The following is a 17,995-nucleotide window of genomic DNA, read 5'->3' as shown; positions in this document are numbered from 1 at the left end:
GTCAGAAGTAAAAATGCGTCAATGCGTAGGCTGCCACCGTGGACACGCCCACCCCGATCAGGCCCGGCATCATGAAACTGTGGTTAAGCAAATATTTGCCGATGCGGGTGGTGCCGCTGCGGTCCATATTGATGGCGGCCAGGTCGCTCGGATAAAAAGCGAAGAAGAAATAGGCGTAACAGGACGGCATGATGGCCAGCAGCTGGTGCGGACTCAGGCCCAGCGCCAGTCCGAACGGCACCATGATGGTCAAGGTAGCGGCCTGGCTCTTGACGAAGGCCGACACGGCGAACATGGCCAGCGCGAAGGTCCACGGCGCGTACTCCACCATCACCTTGATGTTGTCCACCAGGAAACCCTGGTTGGCCTTGACGAAGGTGTCGCTCATCCAGGCGATACCGAAAATGGACACTACGGCGATCATTCCGGCGGTAAAGACTTCGGAACGGGCGATGGTGGCGGCCTTGGCGTTGGACAGAAACAGGATGAAGGCGCCGAAGGCCAGCATCACGAACTGCACCGCCGTCGTCATCGGCACCGTCTTGCCCTTCTCATCCATCGGCAGCCAGTGCGGGAACAGCGCCAGCAGCACCACCACCAGAATGCCGGTAAAAAACAGGATGACGGAAGGCTTGGCGTGCGCCGGCAGCACCTTGTCCAGCGTGGTCACGGACTTTTCTATCGAGGCGCGAAATTCCGGGTCCTGCAGCCGCGCCTGGTACTCCGGGTCCTGATCCAGTTCAGCGCCGCGCTTCAGGCTCCAGAAAGCGGCGGCCACCACGCCGATCAAACCGGCGGGAATGGTGACCATCAGGATCTGCCACAGCGTCAGCGGCTGGCTGCTGTGCGCGGTCATCGCCAGCAAGGACGTCACGGCCGCGGCGGCCGGGCTGGCGGTGATCCCCATCTGCGAGGCCACGCTAGCCATCGCCATCGGCCGCTCCGGACGGATCTTGGTCTTCAGCGACACGTCGGCGATCACCGGCAGCAGCGAATACACCGCGTGGCCGGTGCCGACGCACATGGTCAGCAAGAACGTGGACATGGGCGCGAGAAAGGTGATCTGCTGCGGGTGCTTGCGCATGACCTTTTCCGCCTGCTGCACCAGGAAGTCCAGCCCGCCGGCCACCTGCAGCGTGGCCGAGGCCGTCACCACCGCCAGGATGATCAGCATCACCGTGATCGGCGGCTCGGCCGGCGCCACCCGGAACACGAAGGCCAGCACGGCGACGCCCAGGCCGCCTATCATGCCCAGCGCCACCCCGCCGCGCCGGATGCCGATCAGAATCGCCGTCAGCAACAGCGCGAATTCAATCCAGAAAGTCCACATGTCTGCTCTCCTTGGCCTGCTTGTCGCGCTGTCGCCAAACCGGAAACATCGGACCCACCGGCCGCTTGCCCATTACCTGTTTATATGGCCTGCGGCGAAACCGGGGCTAGACCTTGATCAAGCGAAGAGGACTTAGTGGGTGAAATACCCGGAGCGCATGGGAAACATGAAAGCACAAGGGGCGGACTCTCGGTACAACCTGTCCTTTAGTATGAAAATCCGCGAATCAAGGGAACCTATAACTGGCATTATGCGCACATCCTTGAATTGCGCATCGCTCGCCGATTGGCGTTCACGCTCATTCCCGCATGGAGAAAGCGCAATGCATAATTACCGTCTGCTCCTTCCCGCCGCCCTGCTGCTGAGTGATCTGGCAATCGCACATCCCGTGCCGCTGCCCAACCCACACATTCCAGGCTATTCGTTTCCGGAGTCCGAGTCGCAACTGATGGACTGGATCAACCAGCAGACGCCGGCCAACACGCGGCAGATCTATCGCCACGGCTGGGGGCTTTGGGCCTCGCTGACCGCGCCCAGCGGGCAGTCGGAATTCGACATTCCCAATGTCCCGGTTTACCTTACCTGGCTGACCCCGGCAGAGGTGGCCGCGCTGCCTTCCAACCCCGAGCAGTTGAAGGCGCAGGCGTCCACGCCGCGGCAGCTGCAATTGCGCGTGCCGCGCCAATTCCAGCGTGTTCCAGGTTTCCAGGAAAAATTACAGGCGAAAAAGGCCGAACTGAGCGCCAAGGCCAATCCGTCAACCAGCGACATGCGAGACACATCGGTTTTTGAAATGGTGGCCTACGATCCCGCTGCTGCGGAGTTCGCCCGCAAGAACCAATTGTTTTCCAAGGCCGAGCTGACCAAGATATACGATGCCGGCAACGCCTCGATCCCCGCGTTCCCATCCAATGCCGTCACCATCAAGCCCGTGTACAAGCTGGTGAGCAAGGCGAACATGATCAAGGGCAGCTCTTTGTACGTGATGCCGGCCTGGCCCGGTACCCCCAAAGTGACGCCGGACATCGAGAAAAACGGCTTTTCCGAAGACAAATGGCCCGGCTGTGTTTACATCGACGCCAAGAACCCCGGCAAATCCAAGGCAGACCGCACCGACCCCTCCTGTAGCCATCCCAATGCCAGCAACACCTTCGCTCTGGGAGACTTCATCGCCTACCCCGTCACCGCGGACAACGTGAAGCAATTTCAGCAACTGGTCCAAGACCAGCTGAAACAGTCGGTGGAGGTCGGCGATGCGCTGATCCTGATGGCCATGCATGTCACCACGCGCGAAATCACCGAATGGACGTGGCAGACCTTCTTCTGGACGCCCAACCCGGCCAAGCCTCCCCTGCCCGGCAATCGCGCCGCAGCCGCGGCGCGGCCGGCTCAAGTGGCATGGCCCGCCGCCCACTACGCCATGTCCATCGGCTACCAGATGGTGGCGCCGAATCAGCCGATCAACGGCGGCAAGAGCGTGGGCCAGCCGGTGACGGTATACAACCCGTATCTGGAATCTGACTTCAACGCCGCCACCTTCACCGCTCCGCCGGTCAATGTCGGCATCTACAGCCCCGTCAGCAAGCGGACCTTCCATGCCACCGTCGGCGTGCAGACCAACTGCATGACTTGCCACTCCGGCGCCTCGGTACAGATGGACAGCAAGGCCAGTGCGATAGGCTACTCCACCAACTTCTACATCCCGCGCAACGCGCCGATGTTCAAGGGCAATCTGCAGACCGACTTCCTGTGGTCGATCGCGGACGACGCCAAATAGTCGGAAACAGCCCTGCCCATGCGACAAGACCGGCTTACGCCGGTCTTGTTATTTGCCTGTGTTACAGATGATAGCTGCTGCCGGTCATCAGCCTGGCCGACAGTTTCATCGCCGCCTTCAAGGGCGCCGGCAGCTCGGCGGCGCCCAGCTCGTGCGCCATCTCGGCGTGCTGCAGTTCGTCGTCGCGCATCTGGCTGACGATGGCGCGGCTGCGCGCGTCGCCTTCCGGCAACTCGCTTAGATGGCTGTCCAGATGCGCGCCCACCTGGCGCTCGGTTTCCTGCAGAAAGCCCAGGTTCCACTTGTCGCCGAGCACACCGGCCGCCACCCCCATCGCCAGCGAGCCGGTGTACCACAGTGGATTGAGCAGGCTGGGGCGGCCGCCCAGCTCGCGGATGCGGCGTTCTGTCCAGGCCAGATGCTCAATCTCTTCCTGTGCCGCCTGACGCAGCGCCTCGCGCGCCGCCGCGTCTCGCGCCGTCAACGCCTGGCCCTGATACAAGGCTTGGGCGCACACCTCGCCGCAATGGTTAACCCGCATCAGGCCCAATGCATGCCGTTTTTCCGCCGCGCTCAGTTCGGTCTCGGCGATATCCTGATCCGGATGCGCGCGGCCGCTATGCGCCGGCGCGCACAAGGTGCGCAGGCCCTTGTCCAGTTCGGTGATCAGCTTGTCCAGCATCGGCACGGCTCCAGCAATTCGTCAAACCGCTGATTATACCTGGCCGGCACAGCGACGGCAGCTGCTGATATAATCAGCCGGTTAAACCTGTTTATCTACTCAACACGAAGGATTGCGCGCAATGAACCTCGCAAGCATCGGCCCGGGCAAAGACATGCCGGGCGACTTCAACGTCGTCATCGAAATCTCCGCCAACGCCGCTCCGATCAAGTACGAATTCGACAAGGAATGGAACACGCTGGTGGTGGACCGCTTCATGGGCACCTCCATGATGTACCCGGCCAACTACGGCTTCGTGCCGCAAACCCTGGCCGGCGACGGCGATCCGGTCGACGTGCTGGTGGTCACTCCGTTCCCGCTGCCGCCGGGCGTGGTGGTGCGCTGCCGCGCCCTGGGCCTGATCAAGATGGAAGACGACGGCGGCGTGGACGCCAAGCTGGTGGCCGTGCCGGTGGAAAAGCTGTGCCCGATGTACAAGTCCATCCAGAAGCTGGAAGACCTGCCGGAACTGCTGCGCGCGCAGATGGTGCACTTCTTCGAGCACTACAAGGATCTGGAAAAGGGCAAGTGGGTCAAGATCCAGGGCTGGGGCACGCTGGAAGACGCCAAAACCGAACTGGTGGAAGGCATTGAGCGCTTCGGCAAGTAAGCGCCTCACAATGCAACCGGCCGGCAGGCCGGTTTTTTAACGCCCTAAAATGCTGCATTGCACAATTCAGCCATTCAGCCTGATAATGGATTGCTGTGGCGTACGCTTTCTGCCACGCTTTAAATCAGAATGAGCCGCCTGACGGCGGTCCCATGGTGCCCAAACATGGCTGTTTCCTTCCGCATGCGGGGACAAGCGCCCCATTTGTCCTGGTTCTTGCGCCGGCTAGAAGCGCAAGGGCTGGCGGCTGCGCCGGAACACGACACGCCATCGCGCCTGCCTGCAGGGTGGGTCGGCATCGAGTTGGATGATTGTTGGCTAGACCTTGCCGTGGATAGCGATCATGCGCTGGAAGCGCGGCACGCCTATTGCCACCAGGCAGGCATGGATCTGTTGGAGCTCGCGGGGGACTGGCTGCCGCCCGGCGCCGAGCATGGTTTCATGCTGCTGGTCGGCAACGCGCCGGCTCCGGACAGCGCCGCCTGGCAGCTGCTGGACGCCTTGGCGCCGCAACCCGGCTGCTGGCTGCATAGCGGGCCGCTCCACAGCGCCCGCTTCTGCCAACGGGTATTCGCCGCGCTGTTGCATGCCTGCCACTCCTCCCTACTGCCTCCCGATGCTCAGCCGCGCAATCTGCAATGGGAGCAGATGCTAGGGGAGCAATGGCTGCTGGCCGACAAATTGCGCCAATTGGCGGCCAGCTACCTGACAGACCGCATCGGACTCACCCCGCCCTACCCGTCCCCATTGCCGGAAAGCGCGCGCCATTACGCGGCCAACCTAGCCCGGAGCATTGTTTTGACGCTGCCGCAGCAACAGGATTGGGACAAACTGCTGCAGGAATTGTCCGCGCTTCTACAAACGCGAGATCAGCAGCAAGCCGGGCACACCTAGACTGGAAATGAACGGCAATCAGCAGGCCGGCTGCAAATCATGAACGCCTGGTTTCCACAGGATTTGTAGAACTCAAGAACTGATAATTTTCCGCTCCGCATGGCCCAAAACAAACCGCCCCGGCATCAGCCGGGGCGGTTTGCGTCTTCCGGAGCAGCGAGCCAGATCAGGCGGCGGCGGTAGTGGACTTTTTGCGAGCTACGGCAGCGCTGGCGGCTTTGGCCGAATTGGTAGCGGCTTCAACACCGGCTTCAGCAATCTCGGCGCTCACCTTCTTGGCGGTCTTGGACACGCTTTCGAAAGCGGCGGTGGAGGTGTTCAGCAGGGTCTTCATCGCGGACACGGCGATGTCGGAGCCGGCCGGGGCGTTCTTCGACAGACGCTCCAGGCTGGTTTGCAGCGCCTTGTTGTTTTCGGCGATCTGCTCTTCAACAAAAGCGGTCAGCTCATTTTGCGTAGCCAAGGCAGCGTCGTACACGTGGCGGGCGGCGGAGAAAGCTTGATCCAGAGCCGGCTGAGCCAGGCCGCTTTGCACGTCGCCCAGGGCCTTGACGTCCTTCACTTCGCTCAAAGTCTTGAAAGCCTGGGCGTTGTCGTTCAGCAGCTTGCGCGACAGGTCCAGTTGCAGGCTGGCGAAACGCTCGGCGCCGGCCAGTACGATGGAGGAAAGACGAACAGCCTTGTCGAACTGCGATTGACCAAGGGCGGAGAGTTCTTGCGTGGTGGTAAACATGTAATCAGCTCCTAGAATGTCGGGGACACAGCGATACAGCAGCAAAACTGTCGTTCCGCGCAATGATGTTGCAGCGCAACAATCACACTTTACCGCCAAAGGATCGCGCAGGTCAAGAATTTGTTGCATTGCACAATGAACTAAATGGCTATTTCTGCAGAGTTTTTACTACACAATCATTCCATAAAGATGACAATTACGCGCCTGTCCCTCAGGACATGCCGAACTGAGGTTTTTTTGCAATGCAACGCAGATGGCCTCCGCTCACAGACACGCCGCCGCCCGCCGGCCTCACGCCATCCGGCCCGCCAAGCAAAGCAGCCATTGAAACCCCGACGCCAAGCCAGTACACTCGCCCATAGAAGAAATCTATCCAGTTAAAGCCATCTCATGAGCCCTGTGGCCAACGCCTTTGATATCAAATCCGCCAGTCTGGACCTGCTGGCCATCTTGCTGCGCACCGATAATCTGGACGAACTGAGCCAGGCTCTGGACGCGCGGTTCGGCAACACCAGCGACGCGCCCGCAGAGGCCTTCGTGCTGGATGTGGAGGCCCTGCCCAATCCGGCCGACCTCGACTTCGGCCGCTTGCTGCCCTTGCTGAGCCGCCGCGGCATCCGCGCCGTGGCGCTGCGCCATCCGGACAATGCGCTGGCCGCCGTGGCCGGCCGCTTCGGCCTGGCCTTCGCCAACAGCGCCGCCCAGCCCCGCTCGGTGCAAACGGTGCAGGAGCCGGCGGCCAAGCCCGCCGCCGAAGCGCCTGCGCCGCCCCCCGCATCGTCATGCATGATCATCGACCGGCCGGTCCGCGCCGGCCAGCAGATCTATGCCAAAGGTTGCGATCTGGTTGTGCTGGCCATGGTCAACACCGGCGCCGAAGTCATCGCCGACGGCAACATCCACGTTTATGCTCCATTGCGGGGGCGCGCGCTGGCCGGCGCGCGCGGCAACCCGCAAGCCCGCATTTTCACCCGCAGCATGGAAGCCGAACTGGTATCCATCGCCGGGGTGTACCGCACCATTGAACAGGCTTTGCCCGAAAGCATTCTGGGCAAACCCACCCAAATCTATCTTGAAAACGAGCGCCTGGTGATGAGCGCGCTCGGCGAGTAAAACATTTTCCAAAGGAAAGCCCCGTGGCAAAAATCATCGTTGTGACATCCGGCAAGGGTGGCGTAGGCAAAACCACCACCAGCGCAAGCTTCGCTTCCGGCCTGGCACTGCGCGGCCACAAGACTGTCGTGATCGACTTCGACGTCGGCTTGCGCAACTTGGACCTGATCATGGGCTGCGAACGCCGCGTGGTGTACGACCTGATCAATGTGGTCAATGGCGAAGCCAGCCTGAACCAGGCGCTGATCAAGGACAAGAACTGCGACAATCTGTTCATCATCCCGGCCTCGCAAACCCGCGACAAGGACGCGCTGACGCTGGAAGGCGTGGAAAAGGTGTTGAAGGATCTGAACGACGCCGGCTTCGAATACATCGTCTGCGATTCCCCCGCCGGCATCGAGAAGGGCGCGCTGATGGCGCTGTACTTCGCCGATGAGGCGCTGATCGTCACCAACCCGGAAGTTTCGTCGGTACGCGACTCCGATCGCATCCTGGGCATCCTGGCCTCCAAGTCCAAGCGCGCCGAGGAAGGACGCGAGGCGGTGAAGGAGCATCTGTTGATCACCCGCTACGCGCCGGGACGCGTGGACAAGGGTGAAATGCTGTCGGTCGAGGACGTCAAGGAAATCCTGCGCGTGCCGCTGATCGGCGTCATTCCGGAATCGCAGAGCGTGCTGCAGGCATCCAACTCCGGCACTCCGGCCATCCACCTGAAAGGGACGGATGTGGCCGACGCGTACACCGACGTGGTGGCGCGATTCCTGGGCGAACAACGCCCGATGCGCTTCCTGGAAGCCCCCAAGGTGGGCATCCTCAAGCGCCTGTTCGGAGGTTAATTCATGTCATTGATCGATATGATTTTTGGCAAGCGCCAAAAATCCGCCGCCATCGCCAGAGAACGCCTGCAGATCATCCTGGCCCACGAGCGCAACGGCCGCCACGCGCCGGACTATCTGCCGGCCTTGCAACGCGAACTGATGGAAGTGATATCCAAATACGTGTCGGTCAATCTCGACGACATCAAGGTGCAAGTGGAGCGCCAGGACGACTACGAAGTCCTGGAGGTCAACATCGTATTGCCGGAGCAACAGCGCTAAGCCATGACGCTGACCGAACTGCGCTATATCGTGGCGGTGGCGCGCGAGCGCCACTTTGGCCGCGCGGCCCAAAGCTGCTTTGTCAGCCAGCCGACGCTGTCCATCGCCATCAAGAAGCTGGAGGACGAACTGGGCGTGACCCTGTTCGAACGCGGCGGCCAGGAAGTGGCGGTCACCGAGATCGGCGAACGCATCATCGAGCAATCGCAGCGCGTGCTGGAAGAGGCCGACGCGGTCAAACGCCTGGCCGGCGAGCATCAGAACGAGCTGGCCGGCCCGCTGAAGCTGGGGGTGATCTTCACCATCAGCCCTTATCTGTTGCCCAAGCTGATCCCGGCGCTGCGCATCCTGGCGCCGGACATGCCGCTGATCCTGGAAGAGAACTACACTTCCCGGCTGGCGGAAATGCTCAAGCGCGGCGAGGTGGACGCCATCATCGTCGCCGATCCGTTCGAGGAAACCGGCATCGAAGCCTGGCCCCTGTACGACGAACCCTTCGTCGTCGCCACGCCCAAAGGCCATCCCTGGGAAAAGCAGCAGGCCATCCAGCCCTGTCAGCTGTCCGAGGAAAGCGTCCTGCTGCTCAGCCCCGGCAACTGCTTCCGCGACCAGGTGCTGCAAGCCTGCAGCGAACTTTCCAGCCGGCCGGCGCAAGGCCATAATCTGGCCAGCACGCTGCAGGGCAGCTCGCTGAACACCATACGCCACATGGTGGCCAGCGGCATGGGTGTCACCGTGATGCCGGCCACCTCGGTCGGCCCCGGCGACGAATCGCTGCTGTCCATCGTGCCGTTCAGCCAGCCGGCGCCGCAGCGCCGCGTGCTCTTGGTGACGCGCAAACAGTTCTTCCGCAAGAAGGCGATAGAAACCCTGCAACAGGCCGTGTTCTGTTCCGGACTCTCCGACGTCGTCATGCTGGAAGGCGAACCCAAGCTCGCCTGAGCTCATGCTTGATGACCCGCCCGCCGATCGGCATCGGCGGGTTTTCATTACCCCACCGCAAGGACACTGGCATGGAAAATCTGGCATCCATTGAAATCAAGGCCTTCATTCCCAGCAAGGATTTCCAGCTTTCCCAGGCCTTCTATCAAGACATGGGCTTCGAGCGCAAATCGGCTGGCCACGGCGTCGCCTATTTCGCCCACGGCAACTGCAGCTTCCTGCTGCAGGACTACTACCACCCGGAATTCGCCGCCAATTGCATGATGCATCTGCTGGTGGCGGATGCGGCCGCCTGGCATGCGCAGCTTCAGCGCCGCGGCATCGCCGAAAAATACCAAGTCATGCTTGGCGATCTGAAACATCAGCCATGGGGCATGCTGGACTTTCCCTTGCTCGACCCGTCCGGCGTACTGTGGCACATCGCGCAGAATCTGCCACGCAACGCGGACTGACATCTGCGGCGCGCCCTCCGCCCCCCAAGGAATTTGTGAGCCTAAGCTCGGGAAACTATCCTTCAGTGAGGACAAAGCCTAGGCGCAAGGACTCTCCCTCCCATGCAGAAACCGGACAACCCGAGCAATGAAACCGAGCGCATCGCGGCGCTGCATGCGCTGAACATTCTCGATACGCCGCCCGAAGAGCGCTTTGACCGCATCGCGCGGCTCGCCCAGCACATCATGCAGGTTCCCATCGCCCTGGTCAGCTTCGTCGACGCGGGCCGTCAGTGGTTCAAATCCCATCAGGGACTGGATGCCAAGCAAACCGGCCGCGACATTTCCTTCTGCGGCCACGCCATTTTGGGCGACGACGTTCTTTGCGTGGCCGACACCCATCTGGACCCGCGCTTCTCCGACAACCCGCTCGTCACCGGCAATCCTCATATCCGCTTCTATGCCGGCGCTCCGCTGGACATCGGCGGCGGCGTGCGCCTTGGCACGCTGTGCGCGATCGATCGCATGCCGCATACGCCCAGTCCGGAGCAATTGGCGGCTCTGCGGGATTTGGCCGCCAGCACCGTCGACATGATGCTGATGCAACCGGCCGCCGACCTCATCAAACAGCTGCATGATTCCGACACGCGCCTGCGCGCCGTGCTGGACACCGTGATAGACGGCATCATCACGCTGGATGCCCATGGCGTCATGGAAAGCGCCAACCCGGCGGCATGCCGCATTTTTGGCTATGCCGCCAGCGAGCTGGCCGGCCGAAGTCTAGACATGCTGATAGCGGAACCCTGCCAAAGCATGGCCGGCGGCTTGCCGCTCCTTGGCCATGGAAAAGAAGTCACCGGCCTGCACCGCAACGGCGCCACTTTTCCGCTGGAACTCTCCATCAGCGAAATGCACCTGCAAGGAAGCTGCATGTTCGTCGCGGTGGCCAGAGACATTTCCGAACGCAAGAAAGTGGAACGCATCAAGAACGAATTCATTTCCACCATCAGCCATGAACTGCGCACCCCGCTGACCTCGATTCATGGCGGCTTGGCCCTGGCCCTGCACGATGGCGACGAAGCGCTCTCTCCCAGGATCAGGCAGCTGCTGGAAATCGCCAGCAGCAACTGCGCCCGGCTGACCGCGCTGGCCAATGACATACTGGACCTGAAAAAAATAGAGGCCGGCCACCTGGAATTCACCTTTGAAAAGGTCGATCTGTCCGCCTTGATCAAGCAGTCCATCAAGGCCAACGAGGCGTATGCCCATCAAAGCGGCGTCAGCCTCCAGGCTTTAAATGCCTTGAGCCAGGCCTACGTCATAGGCGACCCGAACCGGCTGATGCAAGCCATTTCCAATCTGCTGTCCAATGCCGTCAAATTCTCTCCAGCCGATGGCATCGTGGAAATCTCCGTCCATAACATCCAGGACAGATACCGGGTGGCGATACACGACGAGGGAAGGGGCATTCCGGAAAGTTTCCGCAGTGAAATCTTCAATCGTTTCGCCCAGGCGGATAAATCCGACACCAGAGAAAAAGGCGGCGCCGGGCTGGGCCTGAACATTACCAAAGCCATCATAGAGCGCCACCATGGCCTATTGGATTACGAGAGCACCATGGGCACAGGCACCACATTCTATTTCGATCTTCCCGCCGCCACCGCGCTGGTTGCCGCCAAGCCATACCGTCTGCTGATATGCAAGCGGGAGGAAAGCGAAGCCGACGCCTTGCGCGCCTCGCTTGATGAGCAAGGCATCGAGAGCGACGGCGCCTACCGGGGACACATCGCGCTCGATTTGCTGCGGCACACCGCCTACCAGGCCGTCTTGATCGACCTGCCCCACCATGAAAGCCTGGCCATGATTGAGGCTATCCTCAGCATGAGGGGACTGAATGCACCATCGCTGGTTCTGCTATCCGATGAAAGAAAAACGGACTATCTGGAATCGATCCGGAAGGAAGGCCTCGCCATTCACTGGCTTCCCCGGCATGCGACTTTGGCCGCATTGGAAAAAACCATATTATCCGCAATAAACCATGCATAAAGCCCTCTTCCGCCCGCAGCCTTTCAGATGAGCGCGGCGGATGCGCCGCCGGGCCGATTGCCTGTTACAGGAGCCGCCATGTCATCCAGAAAAATACAGCTGATGTTCATCGACGACGACCAGGATATTCGAAGCATCTTCGCTTTCGCGTTCGAACAGGAACAGGACATGGAAATCAAGCTGTGCGCATCGAGCATCGACGCCGTCTCCTTGGCCGAAGCCTCGCCCCCCGACATCATTGTGCTGGACGTGATGATGCCGGAAATGGATGGCCCCAACACGTTCAGCCGTTTGAAAGCCATCCCGGCGCTCGCGCTGACGCCCATCATTTTTATGACGGCGAAAGTGCAGAAACAGGAAATCGAAAGACTCAAAGCGCTGGGCGCAACGGCCGTGATAGAAAAACCGTTCAATCCGCTGGAGCTGCCCGGCCTGATCCGCTCGCTCGCGCCGGAAATCGGCTAGAACAAGCTTTGATCGGCGGCTGCGACGCCAGGCGCGCCGGGCCGGCAGCCGGCGAAACAGCCAGAAAATCCGCTCCCACGCAGAGGGAAAATGATGAATGACGATTTTGTCGCCGTAATCGACGACGACGACGCGCTGCGGGAAATGCTATGCCTGATGCTGGACAGCATAAAAATTCCGGTGATCGGCTATCCCGATGGGCGATCGTTCATGGAGGACGCCAGGCGGCATCAATGCGCCTGCGTCGTGCTGGACATGCGCATGCCGGGCATGAGCGGGCTGGACCTGCAGCGGCAGATCCGCAGTGAAACGCTGGACATGCCGGTGATCTTCATGACGGCGCATGCGGATATCCGGGTGGTGGTGGACGCCATGCGGGATGGCGCGGTGGAGTTCCTGCAAAAACCCATCCAGGAGCAGGAGTTGCTGGACTGCGTTCAACAATGCTTGCAAACGCTGCCGCAGCGGAAACAGAAAGTCCGCGAAAAAGAAGTCTTCCAGGCCAGATTGGCGAATCTCACGCCGCGCGAAAAGCAAGTCCTCGATGAAATCGCCTCCGGCATGAGCAGCAAGCAAATCGCCGACAAGCTGGGCGTGACGCTCAATACCGCAGAGCAGTATCGCAGCAGCGTCTTGAAGAAAATGCGCGCTTCCTCCACGGCCAAATTGCTGAGCAGCATGGAGCTGTGGCAGCACAAGACCGCCGGCAAGCGAGAGTAAGCGTATGCCCCGCGCCGAATCAGGCGATGCGCGGCGAAAGGAAAGACATGGATGCCGCCGAAACGCAAAAACGAATGCAGGCATTGCTCGCGCAATATCAGGACCGCTTGCTCCGGCAACTGGACGAGATGCAAGCTCTGGCAGCCCAACTGAACGGCGAGGCCGCCGATCAGGCTGTTTATGCCGTCTTGCGGGAACGTCTGCACAAGCTCGCCGGCTCCGGCGGCACCTTTGGCCAGCCGGAGCTGGGGCGGCGCTGCCTGAGCCTGGAATGCCTGCTCGATGGCTGGCTGGCCGCGGACGCGCCGCCCATTGACGCGGGCATGCGGCGGCAGTTTCTGGCCGATCTGGCGGCCCTCGCCGGCGCGCTAGCATAAGCCTCGCCCCGCGGCGGACGAAGACGCGCTCATGCCGGCAACGCCGCAGGCGCGTTTCTTTGCCTTTGCTGCACGTCCCGCGCCACCACGCCCTGAATCAACTGGACGACGTCTATGATCAGGGCGACCTCGCCGTCGCCGAGGATCGTCGAGCCAGTCACGCAGGGCACATGCTGGAACAGGGCGCCCAGCGGCTTGATGACGGTCTGGCACTTGCCGTAAATCCTGTCCACCACCAGGCCGATGCGTTTGCCGGCAAAGCTGACGGTCACCACGCGCGGCCGCGGATGCGCCGGGCCGCGCTCGCCAAACAACTCCCGCAAGCGCACGAAGGGCAAGGCGGCGCCGTCTTTGTCCATATAATCCACATCCCCCTGGCACTGCGGCAGCTCCAGGCACTCCACCACCATGTCCAGCGGCACGATGAACTGCGCGCCGCCCACTCCCACATGGAAACCGTCGATGATGGCCAACGTCAGCGGCAGGCACAGCCGCATCGTAGTGCCGCGGCCCGGTTCGGACTCGATCACCAACGAGCCGCGCAGCGCTTCGATATGGCTCTTCACCACGTCCATGCCCACGCCGCGGCCCGACAGATTGGTGACGCGCTCCGCCGTGGAGAAGCCGGGCGCCAGGATCAACTGATGGATGTCGTGGCGCGACAGATTCGCGCCCTCCGCCACGATGCCCTTCTCTATCGCCTTGCGCAGAATCTTCTCGTGATCCAGGCCGCCGCCGTCATCCGCCACCTCGATCATGATGGCGCCGGACTCGTGGTAGGCCTTCAGCGTGACCGTGCCTTGCACGGGCTTGCCGCGGGCGATGCGCGTCTCCGCCGGTTCGATGCCGTGATCCATGGCATTGCGCAGCAGGTGCATCAACGGATCTGCGATTTTCTCCACCATGGACTTGTCCAGCTCCGCCTCCGCGCCGGAGATGCGCAGCTCTATCTCCTTGCCCAGCTCTTTCGCCACGTCGCGCACCACGCGCGGAAAGCGGTAAAAGACCTCTCCTATGGCCACCATGCGCAGCTGCAGCGCCATGTCGCGCACGGCCTCCACCAGCGTCAACAATTGGGAAGCCGCCTCCAGCATGGCCGGATGGGCGGCTTTGGCGGCCTGCGCCTGATTGCCCGCGCCGGCGATGACCAGTTCGCCCACTCGGTCGATCAAGGCATCCAGCCGGCAGGCCGGCACTTTGACGCTGCCGCCTTCTGCCGGCCGCCGCTCCTCCTCGCGCTTGGGCCTGGGCTGCGCCTCCTCGCCCATGCCTCCTGGCTCGACCGGCAAAGCTTCGCCGCCCCCATGCGGCAGAACCAGCAAGCGGTACAACTCGTCGGACGTCAAGCTCCCGCAAGCCACCAGGATTTCGCCCACGCGGCCGGACGCTTCCGGCAAGGCTTCGATCAAGCGCTGAAAGGCGGCCAGCGGGCTGTGCGGCGGCAAGATGACGATGCTCGCGTTTTCGGCACAGAAGGCGAATACGCTGGCGATCTCCTCCGCGCTGGCGGCGCTGTCCAAAACCACCTCGAAACCCAGATAGCACTGCTGCGGATCTGCCGCCTCCAGCGGCGGCAGGTGGTCGCAAACCGTTTCCACATGCTGGATGCGGCCGTAGCGGTTCAGATAATTGATGAATTTGAGCGGATCCATGCCATCGCAGAGGATGGACGGAGAAAAGCGCAGAGACAGATGCCAGAACGGCGACGCCACCCCTTGCTCATCCCCGGCCGCCTCCTGCTGCGGAAGCGCTTCGCTCGCGGACGCGGCGGGCGATGCCTCCTGCCCCAGCCAGCGCGACAGTTGCGGAATCAGCGCGTCGCTGCGCGCGCGGTCCGCCTCGCCGCCGTCCGTTATGGCGGCGATCAGGCCGGAGATGTGATCCTGGCAATCCAGCAGCACGCTGGCCAGGTCAGAATCAAACGCAAAAGCCCCATTACGCAACTCGTCCAGCACGCTTTCCACCACGTGGGTGAAGCGCACCACCTCCTCCAGACCGAACATGCCGGCCGAGCCCTTGATGGTATGCGCGCAACGGAACAGCGCGGGCAGATCGTCGCCATCCGCGCTGCCGGCCTCCAAGCGCAGCAATATGTCTTCCATCTGGCCGATCAGATCGCGCGCCTCGTCTATGAAAACGGCGAACGCGGCGGACAGGGTATCGTTTTCCATATCGAACTCACCTTGTGTAGTGACGCCCAGCGGCGCGGTCAAGCTAGCCCTCGCCCACAGCGTCGGGCTGCTCGAGCAAAGCTTCCTGGTTCACCAGCCTGGCCATTTCCCGCACCGGCTCAGACGCGTTGCAGAAGCTCACGCTCTTGGCGGCATGGCGCTTCATCTGCAACAGCAACTGCAACCCGGCGGTATCGATTTCCGTGACACCAGCCAAATCCATGCAGATGCCGTCGGCGGCCTGCAACAGATTCAGCCAAACCGCCTGCACCGCATGGGCGGTATAAACGCCCAATTCGCCCCGAAACAGATGCCGGCCGGTTGCTTCGTCGAAGTCCAAGGTGAAGTCCATGCTCAGCTCGCCAGCAACTCAACCGCAGCCAGCATTTGCTTGGGCTGAAACGGCTTGACCATCCAGGCCTTGGCGCCGGCGGACTGGCCCGCCTGTTTCTTGTCCTCCGCCACCTCGGTCGTCAGCATGATCACCGGCGCGCACTTGTATGCCGGATTTTTCTTGAGCTCCTGGACAAAAGTGAGGCCGTCCATATTGGGCATGTTCACATCCGAAATCACCAGGCTGATGCGCTGCCCCTTCAATTTGGACAGAGCGTCGGCGCCGTCGCAGGCCTCCATCACTTCGTAGCCGGCATCGGTCAGCGTCATCGCCACCAAGGACCGCAAAGACGCGGAGTCATCCACCACCAGTATCAGTTTTGCCATGGCATTGCCCTCCCAGGCCTGTCAGCCTCAAGCCGGATCGGCTTGCTGCAGTTTCTCCTCGCCCATCCTCGTCACCGCGGACATTTCCGCTATCGACAAGGCGCGCGCCATATTCAGAATGATCAGGAAACGATTGTCATGGCGCGCCAGGCCGGCGATGAAATCGATGTCGATTTGCGCGCCAAAAGCCGGCGGCGGCTCAATGTCCGCATCGTCGATTTCCACCACCGCCGTCACGCGATCCACCAGCAAGCCGATCACGTGCAATGCGCCCTCATGCTCCACCTCCACGATCACATAGCAGCTGCGACGGCTCACTACGATAGGGTGGTGGCCGAAGCGCACAGCCAGATCGAGGACCGGCACCACCGCGCCGCGCAGATTGATGACGCCGCACACGGCGAGCGGCATCATGGGCACCGCAGTTGGCACGTCGTATTCGATGATTTCCCGGATCCGCTCGATCTCGATGGAGTAGGCATTCCCCCCCAGGCTGAAGGCAAGGTAGAGCTTGCCGCCGCTGGATTCGTGCTGAGCGGCGCCGGTTGCCGGATTCGGGTTGCTCACTTGATTGTCCGCCATGCATTTCTCCCCGGCAGGCAGGGACCGCGCTCGGCAAGCGCGCCCTGCCCGCCTGATCCATTACGCCGCGGCGGATGCCGCGTGCTCTTTCATGCGTAGGAGCGCCCGCCGCTTCTCATCAGGGCCATGGTGTCGCGCATGGCGTTGCCGTGCGATTCGCGCAGCTCGAACTGACTCATCAGATTGCGCAGCAGCTCGGCCTGTTCGGCCACCGTCTGCGCGGTCGCCGCCAGCTCTTCCGATGCTGACGCGGTTTGCTGCGTGGTCAAGTTCAGCTGATTCATCGCCTCGTTGATCTGGTTCGTGCCTATGCTCTGCTCGTTGGACGCCGCCGTGATCTCGCGCACCAGGTCCGCCGTCCTGTTGATAGACGGCAGCATTTCGGACAACAGCTGGCCCGCCTGCTCGGCCGTCTGCACGCTGCTGGCGGCCAGGCCGCTGATCTCCTGCGCCGCGATCTGGCTGCGTTCGGCCAGTTTTCGGACTTCGGCCGCCACCACGGCGAAGCCCTTGCCGTGCTCGCCCGCCCGCGCGGCTTCGATGGCCGCGTTCAGCGCCAGCAGGTCCGTCCGGTAGGCGATGTCGTCGATAATGCCTATCTTGTCGGCGATGGCTCGCATCGCCTTCACGGTCTCGTCCACCGCGTCTCCGCCGCGCATCGCATCCTTGGCGGACTGGGTGGCGATGCCATCTGTCACCACTGCGTTATCAGTGTTCTGGGCGATGGAGACCGACATTTCCTCCATGGAGGACGTGGTCTGCTCCAGGCTGGCGGCTTGCTCGGTCGCGTTCTGCGACAGCGTCTGCGACGCGCTGTTCACCTGGCTCAGCGCGCTGGAGATCTCCTCTATCGCCTCGCTCACCTGGCGTATGGTCTGGGCCAGTTGGTCCACGCTGGTATTGACGGAACGCTTGAGCTGATCGAAATCTCCCGCATACTGCCCTTCCACCAGGCTGGTCAGATTGCCGACCGCAAGCGACTCCATCACGCGCATCACCTCTTTCACCGGCCCGGCCATGCCATCCAGCGTCTTGTTGATGCCTTCGACGATTTTGCGGAAGTCGCCGCGGTGCGCATTCGCGTTGGCGCGGGCGTCCAAACGCCCCTCCACCGACGCCTGGGCCAGCATGTCGGTATCTACGATCAAGGCTTTGATATTGGCGCGCATTTGCTCAATCGTGTCATTGATGAAGCGCTTCTTGCCCGGAAAGAGCTCCAGCGGCGCTTCCATATTGCCCTCGCCAAACTCCTTGATGCAGGCCATC

At 61.9% G+C, this 17,995-nt stretch carries 20 protein-coding genes; 12 read left to right on the top strand and 8 right to left on the bottom strand.

Translation table 11 applies throughout. From position 1 onward, the window contains the following. Position 1: 1 nt before the first annotated feature. Positions 2 to 1,330 (bottom strand): anaerobic C4-dicarboxylate transporter, encoded by a 1,329-nt coding sequence (locus tag C2134_RS09515; protein ID WP_103319541.1) that lies wholly within the window; start codon positions 1,328 to 1,330, stop codon positions 2 to 4. A 322-nt stretch (positions 1,331 to 1,652) separates the two neighbouring features. Here C2134_RS09515 and C2134_RS09510 point away from each other — a divergent pair, with 322 nt between their 5' ends. Then, positions 1,653 to 3,107: a hypothetical protein gene (locus C2134_RS09510; protein ID WP_103319539.1), complete on the top strand. Its 1,455-nt coding sequence runs from the start codon at positions 1,653 to 1,655 to the stop codon at positions 3,105 to 3,107. Between the two features lie 61 nt (positions 3,108 to 3,168). Here C2134_RS09510 and coq7 read toward each other — a convergent pair whose 3' ends face one another. After that, positions 3,169 to 3,789, bottom strand: a complete 621-nt coding sequence (gene coq7 / locus C2134_RS09505; protein WP_103319537.1) for a 2-polyprenyl-3-methyl-6-methoxy-1,4-benzoquinone monooxygenase — start codon at positions 3,787 to 3,789, stop codon at positions 3,169 to 3,171. A gap of 121 nt (positions 3,790 to 3,910) precedes the next feature. Between coq7 and ppa the strand changes: the two genes are divergently transcribed. Beyond that, entirely contained in the window at positions 3,911 to 4,438 is a 528-nt protein-coding gene (gene ppa, locus C2134_RS09500; RefSeq protein ID WP_021478635.1) for an inorganic diphosphatase, read from the top strand. A 165-nt stretch (positions 4,439 to 4,603) separates the two neighbouring features. Beyond that, complete coding sequence (locus C2134_RS09495) at positions 4,604 to 5,332, top strand: hypothetical protein (protein ID WP_103319535.1); 729 nt, start codon at positions 4,604 to 4,606, stop codon at positions 5,330 to 5,332. Positions 5,333 to 5,498: 166 nt separating this feature from the next. On the opposite strand, the gene C2134_RS09490 is transcribed toward C2134_RS09495, so the two are convergent. Beyond that, entirely contained in the window at positions 5,499 to 6,065 is a 567-nt protein-coding gene (locus tag C2134_RS09490) for a phasin family protein (RefSeq protein ID WP_103319533.1), read from the bottom strand. A gap of 390 nt (positions 6,066 to 6,455) precedes the next feature. On the opposite strand from C2134_RS09490, the gene minC reads away from it, so the two are divergent. From minC to C2134_RS09445, 9 genes are all read left to right on the top strand, one after another. After that, positions 6,456 to 7,178: a septum site-determining protein MinC gene (gene minC / locus C2134_RS09485; RefSeq protein WP_103319531.1), complete on the top strand. Its 723-nt coding sequence runs from the start codon at positions 6,456 to 6,458 to the stop codon at positions 7,176 to 7,178. 23 nt (positions 7,179 to 7,201) lie between these two features. Then, on the top strand, positions 7,202 to 8,014 hold the full coding sequence (gene minD / locus C2134_RS09480) for a septum site-determining protein MinD (protein WP_043620832.1): 813 nt from the start codon (positions 7,202 to 7,204) through the stop codon (positions 8,012 to 8,014). 3 nt (positions 8,015 to 8,017) lie between these two features. Continuing rightward, positions 8,018 to 8,275, top strand: coding sequence for a cell division topological specificity factor MinE (gene minE, locus C2134_RS09475; RefSeq protein ID WP_043620835.1), 258 nt, complete (start codon positions 8,018 to 8,020; stop codon positions 8,273 to 8,275). 3 nt (positions 8,276 to 8,278) lie between these two features. Continuing rightward, on the top strand, positions 8,279 to 9,217 hold the full coding sequence (locus C2134_RS09470; protein WP_103319529.1) for a hydrogen peroxide-inducible genes activator: 939 nt from the start codon (positions 8,279 to 8,281) through the stop codon (positions 9,215 to 9,217). Positions 9,218 to 9,288: 71 nt separating this feature from the next. Next, positions 9,289 to 9,669, top strand: a complete 381-nt coding sequence (locus C2134_RS09465) for a VOC family protein (RefSeq protein ID WP_103319561.1) — start codon at positions 9,289 to 9,291, stop codon at positions 9,667 to 9,669. 102 nt (positions 9,670 to 9,771) lie between these two features. Beyond that, complete coding sequence (locus tag C2134_RS09460) at positions 9,772 to 11,694, top strand: ATP-binding protein (RefSeq protein ID WP_103319527.1); 1,923 nt, start codon at positions 9,772 to 9,774, stop codon at positions 11,692 to 11,694. A 27-nt stretch (positions 11,695 to 11,721) separates the two neighbouring features. Continuing rightward, a complete protein-coding gene (locus C2134_RS09455) occupies positions 11,722 to 12,159 on the top strand; it encodes a response regulator (protein ID WP_199154081.1) in 438 nt (145 codons plus the stop codon). A gap of 90 nt (positions 12,160 to 12,249) precedes the next feature. Next, on the top strand, positions 12,250 to 12,879 hold the full coding sequence (locus C2134_RS09450; RefSeq protein WP_103319523.1) for a response regulator transcription factor: 630 nt from the start codon (positions 12,250 to 12,252) through the stop codon (positions 12,877 to 12,879). A gap of 47 nt (positions 12,880 to 12,926) precedes the next feature. Continuing rightward, on the top strand, positions 12,927 to 13,256 hold the full coding sequence (locus C2134_RS09445; protein WP_158248737.1) for an Hpt domain-containing protein: 330 nt from the start codon (positions 12,927 to 12,929) through the stop codon (positions 13,254 to 13,256). Positions 13,257 to 13,285: 29 nt separating this feature from the next. Here the strand turns inward: C2134_RS09445 and C2134_RS09440 are convergent, their stop codons facing one another. The 5 genes from C2134_RS09440 to C2134_RS21185 all read right to left on the bottom strand — a co-directional run. Then, entirely contained in the window at positions 13,286 to 15,427 is a 2,142-nt protein-coding gene (locus tag C2134_RS09440) for a chemotaxis protein CheA (protein WP_103319519.1), read from the bottom strand. A 43-nt stretch (positions 15,428 to 15,470) separates the two neighbouring features. Next, positions 15,471 to 15,767 (bottom strand): STAS domain-containing protein, encoded by a 297-nt coding sequence (locus C2134_RS09435; protein ID WP_158248736.1) that lies wholly within the window; start codon positions 15,765 to 15,767, stop codon positions 15,471 to 15,473. Positions 15,768 to 15,781: 14 nt separating this feature from the next. Then, positions 15,782 to 16,147, bottom strand: coding sequence for a response regulator (locus C2134_RS09430; protein WP_047237821.1), 366 nt, complete (start codon positions 16,145 to 16,147; stop codon positions 15,782 to 15,784). Positions 16,148 to 16,174: 27 nt separating this feature from the next. Then, positions 16,175 to 16,729, bottom strand: coding sequence for a chemotaxis protein CheW (locus C2134_RS09425; RefSeq protein ID WP_103319515.1), 555 nt, complete (start codon positions 16,727 to 16,729; stop codon positions 16,175 to 16,177). Positions 16,730 to 16,818: 89 nt separating this feature from the next. Next, on the bottom strand, positions 16,819 to 17,995 hold a 1,177-nt coding region (locus tag C2134_RS21185; RefSeq protein WP_233196400.1), incomplete at its 5' end, for a methyl-accepting chemotaxis protein.

Origin of the sequence: Chromobacterium sinusclupearum (genome assembly GCF_002902845.1) — a bacterium.
GTDB lineage: Bacteria > Pseudomonadota > Gammaproteobacteria > Burkholderiales > Chromobacteriaceae > Chromobacterium > Chromobacterium sinusclupearum.
This window is presented reverse-complemented; position numbering and strand designations above follow the sequence as displayed.

What these genes read in the sequence shown, in the direction of transcription:
- C2134_RS09445 (WP_158248737.1), top strand. Translation starts at nt 12,927, where the DNA reads ATGGATGCCGCCGAAACGCAAAAACGAATGCAGGCATTGCTCGCGCAA.
- C2134_RS09490 (WP_103319533.1), bottom strand. Translation starts at nt 6,065, where the DNA reads ATGTTTACCACCACGCAAGAACTCTCCGCCCTTGGTCAATCGCAGTTC.
- C2134_RS09450 (WP_103319523.1), top strand. Translation starts at nt 12,250, where the DNA reads ATGATGAATGACGATTTTGTCGCCGTAATCGACGACGACGACGCGCTG.
- C2134_RS09510 (WP_103319539.1), top strand. Translation starts at nt 1,653, where the DNA reads ATGCATAATTACCGTCTGCTCCTTCCCGCCGCCCTGCTGCTGAGTGAT.
- C2134_RS09515 (WP_103319541.1), bottom strand. Translation starts at nt 1,330, where the DNA reads ATGTGGACTTTCTGGATTGAATTCGCGCTGTTGCTGACGGCGATTCTG.
- C2134_RS09460 (WP_103319527.1), top strand. Translation starts at nt 9,772, where the DNA reads ATGCAGAAACCGGACAACCCGAGCAATGAAACCGAGCGCATCGCGGCG.
- C2134_RS09470 (WP_103319529.1), top strand. Translation starts at nt 8,279, where the DNA reads ATGACGCTGACCGAACTGCGCTATATCGTGGCGGTGGCGCGCGAGCGC.
- ppa (WP_021478635.1), top strand. Translation starts at nt 3,911, where the DNA reads ATGAACCTCGCAAGCATCGGCCCGGGCAAAGACATGCCGGGCGACTTC.
- C2134_RS09425 (WP_103319515.1), bottom strand. Translation starts at nt 16,729, where the DNA reads ATGGCGGACAATCAAGTGAGCAACCCGAATCCGGCAACCGGCGCCGCT.
- C2134_RS09495 (WP_103319535.1), top strand. Translation starts at nt 4,604, where the DNA reads ATGGCTGTTTCCTTCCGCATGCGGGGACAAGCGCCCCATTTGTCCTGG.
- C2134_RS09455 (WP_199154081.1), top strand. Translation starts at nt 11,722, where the DNA reads ATGAGCGCGGCGGATGCGCCGCCGGGCCGATTGCCTGTTACAGGAGCC.
- minE (WP_043620835.1), top strand. Translation starts at nt 8,018, where the DNA reads ATGTCATTGATCGATATGATTTTTGGCAAGCGCCAAAAATCCGCCGCC.
- C2134_RS09465 (WP_103319561.1), top strand. Translation starts at nt 9,289, where the DNA reads ATGGAAAATCTGGCATCCATTGAAATCAAGGCCTTCATTCCCAGCAAG.
- C2134_RS09440 (WP_103319519.1), bottom strand. Translation starts at nt 15,427, where the DNA reads ATGGAAAACGATACCCTGTCCGCCGCGTTCGCCGTTTTCATAGACGAG.
- coq7 (WP_103319537.1), bottom strand. Translation starts at nt 3,789, where the DNA reads ATGCTGGACAAGCTGATCACCGAACTGGACAAGGGCCTGCGCACCTTG.
- minC (WP_103319531.1), top strand. Translation starts at nt 6,456, where the DNA reads ATGAGCCCTGTGGCCAACGCCTTTGATATCAAATCCGCCAGTCTGGAC.
- C2134_RS09430 (WP_047237821.1), bottom strand. Translation starts at nt 16,147, where the DNA reads ATGGCAAAACTGATACTGGTGGTGGATGACTCCGCGTCTTTGCGGTCC.